Source organism: Thioalkalivibrio sp. ARh3, assembly GCF_000377265.1.
GTDB classification, from domain to species: Bacteria; Pseudomonadota; Gammaproteobacteria; order Ectothiorhodospirales; family Ectothiorhodospiraceae; genus Thioalkalivibrio; species Thioalkalivibrio thiocyanoxidans.
This window is the reverse complement of record NZ_KB897947.1, coordinates 42,715-57,548: the sequence shown is the minus strand read 5'-3', so window position 1 is coordinate 57,548 and position 14,834 is coordinate 42,715. Positions and strand designations below refer to the sequence as shown.

Here is a 14,834-nt window from a genome sequence, read left to right as displayed (position 1 = left end):
GTTCAGGTCAGGCTGACAGGGGGGCGACGATAGCGCTTCTGGTGCCGTTTGCTAATGAGGGTGACGGAGCGGGCGACCGCGGGCAGAAGGCGTTCAACGGGAATGCCGCGAATTTGGCAATAACGGCCGACGAAGGACCGCGCCCAGCTTTGCGGCAGGCCAACCTCGAGCCCGTTAACGACGAAACGGGCCAGGTCGCGGGCGAGATCCGCTCGGCGCGGCGGGTGACGGAACCGCGCGCCATCCAGGTCAGCGATGATGACGTCTCCCGTGGCTGAGAACAGCACGTTTCCCCATTTGAAATCACGGTGTACAACCCCCGCATTGTGCAACGTGGCGATCGCTTGAGCGGCCTGTTCACTGAGTATGGCCGCGTCCGGGAGCGCATCGTCTTCTAGCCATTGATTCAGGCTTGGGTGTTGGGGCAGGGCCTCGCAGAAGAACCAGCTTTCCGCCATGCCGTCCAGGTAGGCCAGAGGTTTGGCAACCGGTGCGTTATGTCCTTTCAGGTAGGTCGAGAATTCCCAAACCCGGCGGGCACGGGAGTGAATGCCAAGATGCCCAAGAATTCGGTTTCTCCATCGGGATGGATACCGCTTGTAAAAGACAGGTTCGGGCGAGAAGTCCGAGAAAAGGAGCCCGCTCTCGGCCTGGGCATTGGCCTTCAGGCATTCGCGCCGAGCCCCGTCGAGTACGGGGTGCCCCGCCTGGAGCGCTTTCACGACAGGGTGGTCGGGATTGCCGGCACCGCAAAACCCGGAAGCGAGCCGAATGCTTTGGCTGTTCGAGTTCATTGCTATTTGGCTGAAAAACGCGGTTTTGAACCACCACGTCGAAGCCGTTCCTGGTGGCGTGCCTCGGTTGCCTGGGCAATCCGGATAGCAAGGCGGCGGAATGCGGCCCGCCCCATGCCGCGCTGTGTTGCATAGTGGCTCAGAAATCGGACACGACTGGTTCGAGGTAGAAATGACGGATGAGTCATGTTGAGTTGGACCAGGTTTTTCTGGCCGTCACATGGTCTTCCCTGTTTCTTGCTTCTTTCGTTGTCCAGGAACACGAAGCGCCCGGTCGCGGAGGGGGGCGACACGAGGACATTCCCAAGCCGGAGGTCGCCATGGGTCCATCCGGACTCATGGAGTTGAGCAACAGTTTCCGCGAGTCGTCGGTGAACAATATGACGGTCGGCAATGGTCAGGAGCGGTTCCCCGCGGCGGGAAGTGATCAGCTGTGAAAGGCTGGACCCATTGATGTCCTCCATTACCAGGCACTCGTTCACCCCGATCCAGCCATAGGCGAGTGCGCGTGGTGTATCGAAACCATCTTCACTCATTTGGCGCCCATGCCGAATGGCCCGCATGCCGCGACTGCCCCGGCCGATGGACTTGACGCATTCCCATGGCCCCCTTGGAAGAAAGATCTTTATTACAACTGCCTGACTTTGCCACTGGCCGCGCGCGACGCGGGCCTGCGCCGAGCTGTCCAGGACGGTCCAGCCCGCCTTTGGTTGGTTTTCCAGGAGGGTGAGGCCGGCGTTCTTCAGGTCTTCGTCAAGAGGGGCGACTCCTTTCACGCTTGAGCCTCGCCCGATGCCTGCGAGCCATTGCATCAGCCGTGACATGGGAGGCGCCCGTGTTCCTTGCGGTATTGCGTTCGGGCTCGCTGTGCCACCCGAGCCCAGAGCGTGTGTCTTTCCAGCAAGGTGGCACGGAGTCTGGTGCCATGATAGAGGCGCATGAAACGGAGGATATCTCGTGGCTTGAGGCCGATATCCATGGCGGAGAAGTACAGACCTCCGAGATCCTTAATTTGCGCGCGGGCCGGCAGGCGGGCGTGGAACTGAACGCGGTGCAGATCCATCAGGTGCAGGCGCGGCGGGATGCGGCCGGACCGGATGGCGTTCTCGTCCGTGTTCAGGTCGAGTCGGAAGTGGCACAGGTAGAAGTCGCGGTGATTCATGCCGCTCCCGTGTAGGGTGCGGGCAATGCGGGCGACCTCTCGGATCAACTGCAGGCGAAAGGCGAAGGCCGGTGGCTGTTCGGGCCAGCTCAGGCATTCCTGTTCCAGGGTGCGGGTGCGCCCCAGGTCGCGGGTAATCACGAACGAGCGTTCCCGTGCCGGGTTCAGTCCGCGCCGGATGCCGAATGCGACCGGTGGCGTGGTCGGGATCTCTAGCTTCCGCAGTCGGTGGATTGCACGCCATTCGGGTTCGGCGCCCAGCACCGGGATGCGGAACTGGCTCAGCTTGCGCAGGATGCGTCGCCACGGCATGCCGTTGTGCACCTTGGCGAAGTAGGGCTGCCCGCCCAGTTCGAAACGGAACGTGCGCCGCCCGTCGACGTTGCGGACGACCTCGCCATCCAGCGCCATGGCCTGCTCGAAAGGGTCTCCCGGGCCGTAGCGTGCGGTTAACGCCGCGTGGAAGGCATCGTCCATCACCAGTTCATTGCGCCGGAGCACACTCATGCCGCCACCTCGCCATAGCGGGGGCCTTCGATGACCCGCAGCGCGTGCTCGGCGCGTGCGCCGAGTTCGGTGCGCTCGCTGTAGCGCAGGGCCGCATTACGCCAGGACTGCAGTTTGGGCTGGCTCAGCATGCGGGCCAGGGCAGCGTCCATCATGGGCTGCTCGAACGGCGTGGTCAGCACCTCACCACAGTCGGCGCGCTCGATGTGGAAGGCGTATCCGCAATTGGCTGTAACCAGGGCGGGCAGACCGGCCGCGATCGCCTCGACGATCGCGGTCCCGGTGTTCTCCTGGTAGGCGGGGTGCAGAAGCAGGTCGGCTGCAAACAGGAAGTCGGCCACGTCGTCGCGGCCCTGCAGGAAATGCACCTGCCTCGAGACACCGAGACTTCGGGCCAGTCGCATCAGTGGGGCCGCACGCCCCTTGCCCAGTACGTATAGCGATGCCTGTTCCCGCAAGCCGCCCGGCAGGGCGGCCAGCGCCCGGATGCTGCGGTCCACACCCTTGCGTCGGAAGTCCGACCCAACCATCAGAAGCATGAGCGAGTCGTCCCCAAGTCCGAGCTGTTTGCGAAGAGCGCGCCTTCGTTGCGGGGTGTCGGCATTGGCGAAGCGGTCAGCCGAGACATACGGTGGCATCAGGTGGAAGCGATCCTCGGGAGTCGCGTACCAGCGCTGGAACAGGGGTTTCTCGGCCTCGGAAAGCAGCAGGATGTGGTTGTTCGCCTCGGTGCGAAAGACCGCCCGTTCAAAGGCCGCATGTACGCGGTAGCGTCCGGACAGGCGATAAAATCGGTTGCGAGCCTGCGCCCGTTCGATGAAGCAGGGGTCTGCGTTGTAGTAGACATCCAGCCCGGGCAGCTTGTTGAACCCGACGACGCGATCGGGCTGTAGTGCCTGGACCTCCGATTGAACGCGGCGGGCGAAATGGCGATAGCGGGTGTGGTTGCGCCAGCCAGGCACCCGCAGTACATGCAGCTTCAGGTGCGGGTGCTCCGGGGCCCAGCCCTCCCATGCGAGTGTGAATACGTCGATCTGATGGCCGCGCTCCAGGGCGAGCTCGGTGATGCGGCGGAAGTTGCGCTGCAGCCCGCCATGCGGGAAGTACTTGAATAACACGAATGCCAGACGCATCAGTGCCTCTCCGCATGCAAGGCGTCGGCGGCCTCCAGTACCTGCTCGGGCGCCAGCTTGCGCAGGCAGTTCAAATGCCCCAGGGGGCACTCCCGCTGAAAGCAGGGGCTGCATTCCAGACCTAGATGCAGGATGCGCCGGCGGGAGGTTAGCGGCGGCGTGTACCCAGGGTCGGAGGACCCGTAGACAGCGATCACCGGGCGGCCGGTGGCGGCCGCAATGTGCATGAGCCCCGAGTCATTGGTGATGACCAGGTCTGCGCAGGCAAGCAGGTCAATCGCCTGGCCCAGCTGTGTGCGCCCGGCCAGGTCCGTGCAGCCCGGGGCGGCCTCGGCAATCGCCTGGGTTACTGGGCGGTCCTTCGGCGAGCCGAACAGCCAGACCTGCCAGCCTGCTGTCAGGCGGGCCCGAGCAACTTCTGCATAGTGCTCGGCGGGCCAGCGCTTGGAGGGGCCATACTCCGCGCCGGGGCAGAGTGCCAGAACCGGCGCGTCCTGGTTGCCCAGTCCCAGTGCAATGCGTGCCTCGTCCCGTCCATGTTCGGAGATCACCAGCCTGGGTTCCGGAATCGGGGGCGGTTGTGGTGCATCCGGTGCGTGCCCGAGCGCGACGAACCGATCGACCGTGCGATACAGGCGCTGACGGTCCAGTGGGCGGATGTCGTTGATCAGGCCATAGCGGAACTCGCCGCGGTAACCGGTCCGTCGGGGTATCCGGCTGGCGAAGGCCGGTAACGCGGCCTTTGCTGAACGCGGCAGTACGATCGCCTGCTGATAGTTCGCGTCCCGTAGTGACCGCCCTAGATGCCAGCGCCGGCCGAGTGCGAGCTGCCCGTGGCCTACAGGCAGCGGAATGGGGCGGCGCACCTCGGGCATGCGCTCCAGAATCGGCAGGCTCCACTCGGGCGCAATCACGTCCACAGCGGGTGCGGGTTTGCGTTGCTTGAGTGTCATGAACAGGCTTTGGGCCATCACCATGTCACCCACCCAGGCAGGGCCGACGACCAAGACAGCCGGGATGTGGGTGCCGCTTGAACTCAACACGATCTCCCGAGCAGCACGAGAGCACACCCGATCGCGCCCGGGGCTTGCTGGGCGGCAGGGGCCGCGGAACATGGGGCAAGACTGCCCGGCATGTGGCCTGCAGGTGGCACGAAACTCGGACTGGCGCTGAGAAGCATTCCCAAATTGTACATGGCCCTGCGATACCGCGACGTGCGGTTGCTTGTGGCCTCGAGGATGTGCGGTGTACTTTGCCCGGCATCGGCGGGTGGGCCCCGCTGACCATCTATATTGTTCAGTGTTTCCCTGGCGGAGAGCGCAAGTGCGGGAAGGAATCATCGAGGAGCTCGCGGCGGCTAGTCGGCTGCTCGGGCGGCTGGCGGAGGACCGGGCGTTTGTTGCCGAGGTCGAGACGGTTGCGCAGCGCTGGCTGCAGTGCATCCGCGAGGGCGGCAAGGTGCTGCTGGCCGGCAACGGTGGCAGTGCGGCGGATGCGCAGCACATTGCGGCGGAGATTGTCTGTCGTTATCGGGCGGTGCGTCCGGGCGCGGCGGCGATCGCGTTGACCACCGATACTTCGGTGCTGACGGCGATCGGCAACGATTTTGGATACGAGCATGTGTTCTCGCGTCAGGTGGAGGCGCTGGGGCAGCTGGGTGATGTGTTCGTCGGGATCAGTACATCCGGGCATTCGCCCAACGTGCTCGAGGCCTTCGAGATGGCGCGTCAGCGCGGGCTGGTCACCGTGGCCCTGACCGGCGAGAAGGGACTGCCGGAGACGCATCCCGCGGATCATGTACTGCGGGTGCCGGACGCCGCGACCGCACGGGTGCAGGAAGTCCACGGGCTGATCGGGCATCTGCTGTGCGGGATCGTCGAGGATGCGCTGGTGGCCGATCAGGAACGTTCGGGGTCGGCGTGAGTGCGCGCGCCCTGTTTCTCGACCGCGACGGGGTGATCAATGTCGACCATGGCTACGTGCATCGTCCCGATCAGGTCGAGTTTGTCCCCGGCATCTTCGAGCTGGTGGCGGCCGCCACTGCCCGGCACTGGCCGGTGGTGGTCGTCACCAACCAGTCCGGGATTGGCCGCGGCTACTACGGTGACCGCGAATTCCGGCAGCTGACGGACTGGATGCGCGAGCGCTTTGCCGAGCGCGGCGGCCGCATCGAGGGCGTCTACCACTGCCCGCATCATCCCCATGATGCACAGCCCGACTATCGGCGGGCCTGTCCGGATCGCAAGCCGGAGCCGGGCATGCTGCTGCGGGCGCGGGATGATCTGGATCTGGACCTCCCCGGTTCGGTCCTTGTCGGGGATCGCGCGTCCGATCTCGAGGCCGCGCGGCGCGCCGGCGTCGGAGCCCGGTTGTTGTTTGATCCGTCGGGCACGGAGTCCCTGCCCGCTGAAGGCGGGGTCGTCCGCATTCGCACCCTGCCCGAGGCCATTGCGTGGCTCGACTGAGCTGCTAGCCGCGATGCGCCACATCTCTTATTCGACCTTGCTGCGACTGGCTTCTCCGGCCTTGCTGGCGCGGCTGGTGCGCCGCGCGCGGGCGAACGCGGTGCCGGTGGCCCGCTGGCGTGAATGGCTGGGGGCCGGGGAGTCGCTGGCACCCGGCGCCATTTGGCTCCATGCCGCGTCGGTGGGAGAGGTGGAGGCGGCGGTACCGCTCGCACGCGCCTTGCGTAGCCGCTATCCGGAACGTGCGCTCCTGATGACGACCACGACGCCGGAGGGGGCGGCCCGGGTGGAAGCGGCTTTCGGGAAGGATGTCCAGCACGCCTATCTGCCCCTGGACCTGCCCGGGGCGGTTCGCCGCTTCTTGCGACGGACCCGTCCAGCCGTCGCGCTGATCGTCGAGACCGAACTATGGCCCAATCTCTATCGTGCCTGCGAACAGGCCGGAATCCCGCTCTACGTGGTCAGTGCGCGGCTGTCGCCACGATCGCTGCAGCGGTACCGGCGGCTGCAGCCACTGGTGCGGGAAACCCTTGCGCGTGTCGAGAAGGTCCTGGCGCAGGACGAGTCGGCCGCCCGGGGCTTTCGCGAGCTGGGGGCGCCGAACGCGCACGTCCAGGTGATGGGGAATCTGAAGTTCGATCGCGCATTGCCGCCTGGGTATGAACAGGCGGGCGAGCTGCGTGCGTCCGTTGCGCCCGAGGGGGCGCCGGTCTGGGTGGCGGTCAGTACGCGGGAAGGCGAAGAAGAGGCCGTGCTCGAGGCCCATCGCGTGGTACGCGAGTCCCATCCCGACGCCGTACTGCTCTGGGTGCCGCGCCACCGCGATCGCTTTGATATGGCTTTCGAGGCGGCCAGGCAAGCCGGGTTTTCTGTCGGGAGACGCACGCAATGCCCGGGGCCGCCGCTGGATGTGCTGGTGGGCGATACGATCGGCGAGATCGGAGCCTATCTTGGTGCGGCGGACTCCGCTTTTGTAGGTGGCAGCCTGGTTCCCCTGGGGGGGCAGAACGTACTCGAGCCCGCCGCACTCGGACTACCGGTGCTTGTAGGGCCCAGTACCGAGCACTTTACATTTGCGGTTGAACGCCTCGAGGGGCGAGGTGCGTTGTGTTGTGTGCAGAATGCCGAGGCGCTGGGCCGCGCCGTCGCGGACTTGCTGGGAGATCCTGCTTGTCGGAAAACGATGGGTGATGGAGCTCGCGCTGTGATCGAGGACGAGCGTGGCGCGGTGGAGCGCGTGCTGGCCGAGGTGGAAACCCATCTTGCATGATGCGCATTGACCGCCCCGCCAGACTTTGTATGGGGCTTTATTTCTCCTGCCTTAGCCGCTGTCCGCACTCCCGGCACTCATAGCGGTATCGACGCCGCTGAATCAAGTAATGTCGCCGGGCGCTCAGTGCGTGAGTCTGGCAGGCACAACGATACGCATAGGTCTTGAGCCTTCTGCCCTGCAGGGGCGTGTTGTGCGTGATTCGTGGCTGGCAGCCGAAGGTCTCCATCCAGGCCCGCCATTCCGGGCCGTGAGGGCGCACGCGGCGCGCCCCGAACGTTCGGTAAACGAGCGAGTGCGCTACCTCGTGGACAACGGTATCCGGGAAGTGTGCATCCCAGTCCTGACAGAATGCCTGCGGATTGAATCGAAGCTGCTCATGCCCGTTGCGCAACCGCCATTGCCCGGCGGCTCTTCCCGTCAGGTTAAAAAGAACCTCGGGTGCCGATCCCGGCTGGCCGGGGCGGGCCTTTATGTAAAGGTCACACACCTTTTTTTGGATGGCCGCTTTCTGTTCTTTCGTCAATTTAGTTCGGTGGTCTTGCAATTTACTTCCGTTTTTATCATATTCAGCCGTGCCATATGTCCCGTCCAGGGCGAGCCAAGGGTTGGAAGCCGTTCTGGTCAATGAAAATTTCCGAACGAGGAGTCGTGTAATGAGTCTGGATAGCAAGAAGGCCTCCGAACTTTCTGCCGAAGAGCTGTATGCACTGGCCCGTCAGCGGGAAAAGGAAGAGGCTGAGCGCCAGGAAGCCGAGCGTCGCAAGAAGCGCGAAAAGTTGATGGAGAAGCGCAAGGAGATGATCGCGCGTCATCGCAAGGAACTCAACGAACTTGAGCGCCAGATCCGTGAACTGGGCGGCCGTGTGGGCCGTACTGGTGGTGGCCGGCGTGGTGGCCGGGGCGGCAGCTCGGTCAGTCAGCAGCTGGTTGAGATCGTGGCGGAGAAGTCCGAGATGGCCACCAAGGAGATCAAGGAACGTGCCGAGAAGGCAGGCCTGGATACCAAGAACATCTCTCAGACGCTCGCCTACCTGAAGCGCCAGGGCCGTCTGAAGTCCCCGCGCCGTGGCGTGTACAAATCCGCGGCCTGAGCGGGTTGCGTCTGGCGACGATTGCGGTGGTTATTCCGCCGCAATCGCGTCGCTGGTGGCTTCCATTTCAAGCTCGCCGCTGGGGCTGCAGGCCAGGCGGCTCTCGCCGTTGAACCAGCGCTGTATGGTCTGACCCGCAATCTCCCGGCGCCAGCCGCTCGCCAGGCGGCCATGCCTGCCGTCGCTCTTCAGTAGTTCGATCACATCCTTGCGTTGCGCGATCGCCGCGGCGCTGATCTGGTGCTCGCGTGCACATTCGCGCAGCAGCGCCATGCCGATATCAACCAGCACCTCGTCACGCTCGCCCAGGCGCGGCTTCTCCGGCAACTGCGGCCATTGTTCGCGCGGCAGGGCCTGGCCTTCCCGGATGGCCACCAGAAGCGATTCGATATGTTCCGGCTTCATGCCGGCGGGGAACTGGCGCAGTTTGCGCAAGGCTTTGGCGTCACCCGGTGTGCGGCGCGCGATGTCCAGCAGGAGGTCATCGGACAGTACCCAGCGCCGAGGGCGGTTGCTGCTTTGCGCGGTACGTTCGCGCCAGGCCGCCACGCACTTCAGAACGGCGCGTTCCTTTGGTTTCAGCCGTTTCACGCCCGACACCCGCTGCCAGCTTTGTTCCGGGTCCGGTTCGTACAGGGCAGGGTCGCTCAGGGCCTCCATCTCCGGGCGCAGCCAGTGCATGCGGTCATGGCTGTCCAGCTCGTGCAGCAGGCGGTTGAACAGTGTCGCGAGGTGGCGGACGTCGTCGGCGGCATAGCGGATCTGGTCTGCGCTCAGGGGGCGTCGGGACCAGTCGGTCCGGGTCTGGCTCTTGTCGAGCTCGCGGTCGAGCACGTTCTTGACCAGATTGGCGTAGCCGACCTGCTCACCGTAGCCGAGCATGCTGGCCGCGATCTGGGTGTCGAACACCGGGCTGGGTACAAACCCCAGCTCGCGATACAGCAGCTCCATGTCCTGCGAGGCGGCGTGGAATACCTTGGTGATGCCCGGGTCCCGGAACAGGGGTGCGAGCTGCTGGATGTCGAGACGCAGCGGGTCGATGCAGGCGAGCTGATCCAGCGTGGCGGCCTGCACCAGACAAAGCTGCGGGTAATAGGTCTTCTCGCGCAGGAACTCCGTGTCCAGCGCGATCCAGTCCGTCCCGGCGATGGAATCGAGAAACGCCTGCAGGTCTTCGGGCGTCTCGATCAGCCCGTGGTCATGCATGACTCGATTTCTGGCTCGCCTCGAAAGCCGCCTTCTGCTCGGCGGTCGCCTCCTTCTGGTAGCGCTCCTTCCATTCGCTGTAGGGCATCCCGTAGACGATCTCGCGGGCCCCCTCGTAGTCGATCGACTCGCCGCGCTCCTCGGCGGCCGCGACGTACCATTTGGACAGGCAGTTGCGGCAGAAGCCCGCGAGATTCATCAGGTCGATGTTCTGCACATCCTTGCGCTCGTCGAGATGCTGCAGCAGGCGCTGGAATACGGCGGCCTCGATTTCGGTGCGGGTCTTCGGGTCCATGGTGGATATCTCCATTGGTTAGGGAAATACTGATCAATGTACACGCTCGCGCTCGAATCGCTTTTGCGTGCGAACAAGGCGCGGTGACCGCCGTGCAGTCATTCTGCACAAGGGAGCCGCAACGCCGTTCCCGCGCCCGTTTTTGATAACAACGGGCGGCCGAGCCCCTTCGGGGTTGGCACCCCAGGTTCCCCGATCCTGCGTTGCGCCGCTTGTGGGTAGAACCACTACCCGCTGCACGGCGCGCCTTGTCTCGGAAAACCTGGGGTACCAACGCGAGTGTTTACATTGATCAGTGTTTCCCTCAGTGCGCACAGTATGAAACAGCTTTTGGGGCCGTTCGACCGGAACGGGCGGCTGGTGTTCAGCTCAGATGGAGCAGCCAGCGCCGACGCATGTCCCTTAGCAGCAGAAAGATCAGGGGCCAGACCAGCGCGCTGGTCGCCACCGGGGCCCAGTACCAGGCGCTGCCGGGGGGTACTCCGATCGCGCCCTGTGGCCACAGGGCCAGGAGCTTGTACAGCGCCGTAAGGACGGCCACCACGATCGCCTGTTGCCATACGGGGTAGACGCGCAGGCGTGGGTGGATCTGGATCACGATGTACGCCATCACTGCCAGGGCGATGGCGTTTTGTCCGAGCAGCTGCCCGTGCAGGGTGTCCAGCAGCAGGCCTGTGACAAAGGCGGTCAGCACCCCGATGCGCTGAGGGAAGGCCATGATCCAGTACACCAGCGCCAGCAGCGGCCATTCGGGCCGGGCCGGGGCCAGCGTATCCGGTATAGGCACGATGGAGAGGGCTAGCGCGACCACCAGGGTCAGGATGACCAGCCAGGGGATGCCCAGCGCGGGATTCATGAGGCTTCATCCGCCTCCGGGCCGTGGTTCTCGGCATCCTCCACGGATCCGCTGTCGGTCGGGTCGTCCTCTTCCGGTTCCGATGCATCCGCATCCGGGACCTCGTCGGTCCACAGCAGGAGGACTTCCCGCGAGCGATCGAGGGCGGCCAGCGGTTCGGCCTGTATGTCGAGGAACGGCTGACCGGGCTGGCGTTCGACCGAGGTCACCCGAGCGACCGGGTAGTCCGGGGGGAAGCGTCCGCCCAGGCCGGAGGTCAGCAGGAGATCGCCCTCCTCGATGTCCTCCTGCGGCGGTACATGCCGCATCTCCAGGCGCCGCGGGTTGCCGGTGCCGACGACAATGCCGCGCAGGCCGGTGCGGGCACTGAGCACGGGCAGGGCATGACCGGGGTCGGAGATCAGCAGAGCGGTGGAGCTGGTCAGCTGGGTCGACAGGACCTGGCCGATTACGCCGTCGGGGTGGATCACGGGCTGCCCCGGGTAGACATCCTGTCGGCTGCCCTTGCTCAGCACGATCTGCTGGCGGAAGGGGTCCAGGTCCACGGCCAGGAGCTTGGCGGTCTCGACGCGCTCTTCCGCGCGCTCGGCGGTGCTCAGAAGGGCGCGCAGGCGGTCGTTCTCCATCTGCAGTGCGTCGAAGCGCAGCTGGCGCGCCCGCAGTTCCGCGTTCTCATCGCGCAGGATGCGGTTTTCGGTGATCAGGTCTTCGCGGCTGGTGAAGGACTCGAGCAGCCGACTGCCCGCCCGGATCGGGGCATCGACCGCGACCTGCAGGGGGTAGGCCACCGTCGACAGCGCGTTGCGCACCGTCTGCAGCTCGTTCAGCCGATGATCCAGCGCCATCAGCGCCACACCCAGCAGGATCACCGCGAGCAGGCGCAGAGTGGGTGATACACCCAGTCTGAACAGCGGCTTGCTGATGGCTCAACCTCCGGTTGCGGGTCGTGATTGGGTCTGGGGCGCACCACGGTTACGTGGGCGAGATGGTTATGGACCCCACCAAGTGCCCAGGATCCGGGGCGGCGCCCCCTTCCCCCGATCCAGCCCGGAGTCTACTCCATGGACAGGAAGTCCACCTGCTTCTCGTCGAGCATCTCCAGCACGCGGCCGCCGCCACGGGCCACACAGGTCAGCGGATCGTCGGCGATCACCACCGGGATCCCGGTCTCTTCCATCAACAGTCGGTCCAGCTGCTGCAGCAGGGCGGAGCCGCCGGTGAGCACGATGCCGCGTTCGGCCACGTCCGCGCCCAGCTCCGGCGGGGTCTGCTCCAGCGCGGTGCGCACGGCGGAGACGATCCCGTACAGCGGGTCCTGCAGGGCCTCGAGGATCTCGTTGGAGTTCAGGGTGAACGAGCGCGGCACGCCCTCGGCCAGGTTGCGGCCCTTGACCTCGATCTCCAGCAGCTCCTTGCCCGGATAGGCGGAGCCGACCGCATGCTTGATGCGCTCGGCGGTGGCCTCGCCGATCAGCACGCCGTAGTTGCGGCGCACATACGACATGATCGCCTCGTCGAAGGTGTCACCGCCGATGCGCACGGACTCGGAGTAGACGATGCCGTTCATCGACAGCACGGCCACCTCGGAGGTGCCGCCGCCGATGTCCAGCACCATGGAGCCGACCGCCTCGTCCAGCGGGATGCCGGCGCCGATCGCCGCGGCCACCGGCTCCTGCAGCAGATAGACCTTGCGCGCCCCGGCGCCGAAGGCGGATTCGCGGATCGCGCGGCGCTCCACCTGGGTGGCGCCGCAGGGCACGCAGACCAGCACGCGCGGGCTGGGGCGGAAGATGCGCCGCTCGTGCACCTTCTTGATGAAGTACTGCAGCATCTTCTCGGTGGTGGTGAAGTCGGCGATCACGCCGTCCTTCATCGGGCGGATGGTCACCACGTGCTCCGGCGTGCGCCCGAGCATCTTCTTCGCCTCGATCCCCACGGCCTCGATGGAGCGCGGGCCTCCCGGTCCCCGGTCCTGCCGGATCGCGACCACGGATGGCTCGTTCAGGACGATGCCCTGGCCGCGCATATAAATAAGCGTGTTGGCAGTGCCGAGGTCGATGGAGATGTCGTTGGAAAACAACCCCAGGAGGCGTTTGAACATGAACAAGAAACCTGCGTTGGTGGGCGGGCGGGAAAGCCCGAGACTCTAGCAACTGCCCGGGGTTTGGGCAATAACGGCTTTGTGGTAACTTTGCCGGCCGCATTCCGCATCATCATCGACTGATACAGGGGCCGTTGCCGATCATGTCTGTAGAAGCCTCCGAAGTTCAGCGCATCGCGCACCTCGCTCGTCTGGCCATGGACGACGAAAAGGCCCGCGAATTTGCCCGCGGTCTGAGCGATATCTTCGATTTTGTCGAGCAGCTCGACGGCGCCCCCATCGAGGGCGTGGAACCCATGGCCCACCCGCTGGATGCCGAGCAGCGCCTGCGCCCGGACGCGGTCACCGAGCCCGATAATCGCGAGGGTTTTCAGGCGATTGCACCGGCCGTCGAGGGCGGACTTTATCTGGTGCCTCGCGTGATCGAGTAAGCCGCGGGCACCGCTGGCCGATTTCGCCGATTTCATCACGCTTTTTTCCACAAGAGTTCCCGAAACCATGTCCCAGGAAACCCTGTCCGGCTGGGCGCGCAAGCTCCGGGCCCGCGAGATCAGCTCGCGCGAGCTGACCCAGCTGTATCTGGACCGGATCGAGCGCCTCGATCCGCAGCTCAACAGCTTTATTACCGTGACCGCCGAGTCCGCGCTGGCGCAGGCCGATGCCGCCGATGCGCGCCTGGCCGATGGTGAACAGACGCCGCTGCTGGGCGTGCCGGTCGCGCAGAAGGACATCTTCTGCACCGAGGGCGTACGTACCTCCTGCGGGTCGCGCATGCTCGATCCGTTCGTCTCGCCCTACGACGCCACCGTCGTCGAGCGGATGAATGCTGCCGGCGCGGTGATGCTGGGCAAGACCAACATGGACGAGTTCGCGATGGGCTCGTCCAACGAGACCAGTTTCTACGGCCCGGTGCGCAACCCCTGGGATACCGAGCGCGTCCCGGGCGGTTCCTCCGGCGGTTCCGCCGCGGCAGTCGGCGCGCGCCTGGTGCCTGGGGCGACCGGTACCGATACCGGCGGCTCGATCCGCCAGCCGGCCGCGTTCTGCGGCATTACCGGGCTCAAGCCGACCTACGGGCGCGTGTCGCGCTACGGCATGATCGCCTTCGCCTCCAGCCTCGACCAGGGCGGCCCGATGGCCGCGACCGCCGAGGACTGCGGCCTGATGCTGAACGCCATGGCCGGTTTCGACCAGCGCGACTCCACCAGCGTCGAGCGCCCGGCCGAGGATTTCACCGCCGGTCTGGACCAGGACCTGAAGGGGCTGCGCATTGGCCTGCCGAAGGAGTTCTTCGGCGAGGGCCTGGACGAGAAAGTGCGCGGCGTGATCGACGCGGCCGTCGAGGTGCTCAAGGGGCGCGGGGCCGAGATCCGCGAGGTCAGCCTGCCGAACAGCCACCTGTCGGTGCCGGCCTACTATGTGGTCGCCCCGGCCGAGTGTTCCTCCAACCTCGCGCGTTTCGACGGCGTGCGTTACGGCCATCGCTGCGACAACCCCGAGGACCTGATGGACCTCTACACCCGTTCGCGCGGGGAGGGGTTCGGCGACGAGGTGAAGCGCCGCATCATGGTCGGGACCTACGTGCTGTCCGCCGGCTACTACGACGCCTACTACCTGAAGGCGCAGAAGGTCCGTCGCATCATCGCCGACGACTTCCGGAGCGTCTTCGAGGATGTCGACGTCCTGCTCGCCCCGACCACGCCGGAGCTGCCGTTCGCACTGGGCGCCAAGGCCGATCCGGTCAGCATGTACCTGTCGGACATCTACACCATCGCCGCGAACCTCGCGGGCCTGCCGGCGATGTCGCTGCCGGCCGGTGCGATCGACGGCCTGCCGGTGGGGCTGCAGCTGATCGGCAACTACTTCGACGAGGCGCGCCTGCTCGGCGTCGCCCACCAGTACCAGCAAGAAACCGACTGGCACACCCGTGTGCCGGCGGCCTTCGCCTGAG

17 protein-coding genes are annotated in these 14,834 nt (G+C 65.5%); 6 read left to right on the top strand and 11 right to left on the bottom strand.

All coding sequences use genetic code 11. From position 1 onward, the window contains the following. Window positions 1-2: 2 nt before the first annotated feature. The 5 genes from C995_RS13710 to waaF are packed head-to-tail and all read right to left on the bottom strand — an operon-like array spanning window position 3 to window position 4,639. Window positions 3-794 (bottom strand): lipopolysaccharide kinase InaA family protein, encoded by a 792-nt coding sequence (locus C995_RS13710; RefSeq protein WP_081618854.1) that lies wholly within the window; start codon window positions 792-794, stop codon window positions 3-5. A gap of 2 nt (window positions 795-796) precedes the next feature. Beyond that, on the bottom strand, window positions 797-1,618 hold the full coding sequence (locus C995_RS13705) for a lipopolysaccharide kinase InaA family protein (protein WP_081618853.1): 822 nt from the start codon (window positions 1,616-1,618) through the stop codon (window positions 797-799). After that, complete coding sequence (gene rfaP, locus C995_RS0100300; RefSeq protein ID WP_018863019.1) at window positions 1,606-2,463, bottom strand: lipopolysaccharide core heptose(I) kinase RfaP; 858 nt, start codon at window positions 2,461-2,463, stop codon at window positions 1,606-1,608. The genes C995_RS13705 and rfaP overlap by 13 nt, the downstream gene beginning before the upstream one ends. Then, a complete protein-coding gene (locus C995_RS0100295) occupies window positions 2,460-3,596 on the bottom strand; it encodes a glycosyltransferase family 4 protein (RefSeq protein ID WP_018863018.1) in 1,137 nt (378 codons plus the stop codon). Before C995_RS0100295 ends, rfaP begins: the two co-directional genes overlap by 4 nt. After that, window positions 3,596-4,639 (bottom strand): lipopolysaccharide heptosyltransferase II, encoded by a 1,044-nt coding sequence (gene waaF, locus C995_RS0100290; protein ID WP_026278858.1) that lies wholly within the window; start codon window positions 4,637-4,639, stop codon window positions 3,596-3,598. Before waaF ends, C995_RS0100295 begins: the two co-directional genes overlap by 1 nt. Before the next feature lie 280 nt (window positions 4,640-4,919). On the opposite strand from waaF, the gene C995_RS0100285 reads away from it, so the two are divergent. From C995_RS0100285 to waaA, 3 genes are read left to right on the top strand one after another with little or no spacing between them, the layout of a single operon-like run. Continuing rightward, on the top strand, window positions 4,920-5,519 hold the full coding sequence (locus C995_RS0100285; protein ID WP_018863016.1) for a D-sedoheptulose 7-phosphate isomerase: 600 nt from the start codon (window positions 4,920-4,922) through the stop codon (window positions 5,517-5,519). Next, window positions 5,516-6,061 carry a D-glycero-beta-D-manno-heptose 1,7-bisphosphate 7-phosphatase gene (locus C995_RS0100280; RefSeq protein ID WP_018863015.1) on the top strand — a complete coding sequence of 182 codons (546 nt, stop codon included), beginning with the start codon at window positions 5,516-5,518 and terminating at the stop codon, window positions 6,059-6,061. The genes C995_RS0100285 and C995_RS0100280 overlap by 4 nt, the downstream gene beginning before the upstream one ends. Window positions 6,062-6,074: 13 nt before the next feature. Further along, on the top strand, window positions 6,075-7,331 hold the full coding sequence (gene waaA / locus C995_RS0100275; protein ID WP_018863014.1) for a lipid IV(A) 3-deoxy-D-manno-octulosonic acid transferase: 1,257 nt from the start codon (window positions 6,075-6,077) through the stop codon (window positions 7,329-7,331). A gap of 37 nt (window positions 7,332-7,368) precedes the next feature. Here waaA and C995_RS13700 read toward each other — a convergent pair whose 3' ends face one another. After that, on the bottom strand, window positions 7,369-7,821 hold the full coding sequence (locus tag C995_RS13700; RefSeq protein WP_231362401.1) for a SprT-like domain-containing protein: 453 nt from the start codon (window positions 7,819-7,821) through the stop codon (window positions 7,369-7,371). A gap of 166 nt (window positions 7,822-7,987) precedes the next feature. Here C995_RS13700 and C995_RS0100270 point away from each other — a divergent pair, with 166 nt between their 5' ends. Further along, a complete protein-coding gene (locus tag C995_RS0100270; protein WP_018863013.1) occupies window positions 7,988-8,425 on the top strand; it encodes a hypothetical protein in 438 nt (145 codons plus the stop codon). A gap of 30 nt (window positions 8,426-8,455) precedes the next feature. On the opposite strand, the gene rnd is transcribed toward C995_RS0100270, so the two are convergent. The 5 genes from rnd to C995_RS0100245 all read right to left on the bottom strand — a co-directional run bounded on the left by rnd (window position 8,456) and on the right by C995_RS0100245 (window position 12,883). Next, on the bottom strand, window positions 8,456-9,631 hold the full coding sequence (gene rnd / locus C995_RS0100265; protein WP_018863012.1) for a ribonuclease D: 1,176 nt from the start codon (window positions 9,629-9,631) through the stop codon (window positions 8,456-8,458). After that, complete coding sequence (locus tag C995_RS0100260; protein WP_012981741.1) at window positions 9,624-9,926, bottom strand: DUF1244 domain-containing protein; 303 nt, start codon at window positions 9,924-9,926, stop codon at window positions 9,624-9,626. The genes rnd and C995_RS0100260 overlap by 8 nt, the downstream gene beginning before the upstream one ends. 364 nt (window positions 9,927-10,290) lie before the next feature. Continuing rightward, a complete protein-coding gene (mreD, locus tag C995_RS0100255; RefSeq protein WP_018863011.1) occupies window positions 10,291-10,782 on the bottom strand; it encodes a rod shape-determining protein MreD in 492 nt (163 codons plus the stop codon). Then, complete coding sequence (mreC, locus tag C995_RS0100250; protein ID WP_156015461.1) at window positions 10,779-11,705, bottom strand: rod shape-determining protein MreC; 927 nt, start codon at window positions 11,703-11,705, stop codon at window positions 10,779-10,781. The genes mreD and mreC overlap by 4 nt, the downstream gene beginning before the upstream one ends. Before the next feature lie 131 nt (window positions 11,706-11,836). After that, a complete protein-coding gene (locus C995_RS0100245; protein WP_018863009.1) occupies window positions 11,837-12,883 on the bottom strand; it encodes a rod shape-determining protein in 1,047 nt (348 codons plus the stop codon). A 143-nt stretch (window positions 12,884-13,026) separates the two neighbouring features. Here C995_RS0100245 and gatC point away from each other — a divergent pair, with 143 nt between their 5' ends. Beyond that, window positions 13,027-13,314 carry an Asp-tRNA(Asn)/Glu-tRNA(Gln) amidotransferase subunit GatC gene (gene gatC, locus C995_RS0100240; RefSeq protein WP_018863008.1) on the top strand — a complete coding sequence of 96 codons (288 nt, stop codon included), beginning with the start codon at window positions 13,027-13,029 and terminating at the stop codon, window positions 13,312-13,314. A 67-nt stretch (window positions 13,315-13,381) separates the two neighbouring features. Continuing rightward, window positions 13,382-14,833, top strand: coding sequence for an Asp-tRNA(Asn)/Glu-tRNA(Gln) amidotransferase subunit GatA (gatA, locus tag C995_RS0100235; RefSeq protein WP_018863007.1), 1,452 nt, complete (start codon window positions 13,382-13,384; stop codon window positions 14,831-14,833). The last annotated feature ends 1 nt before the right edge of the window (window position 14,834 follow it).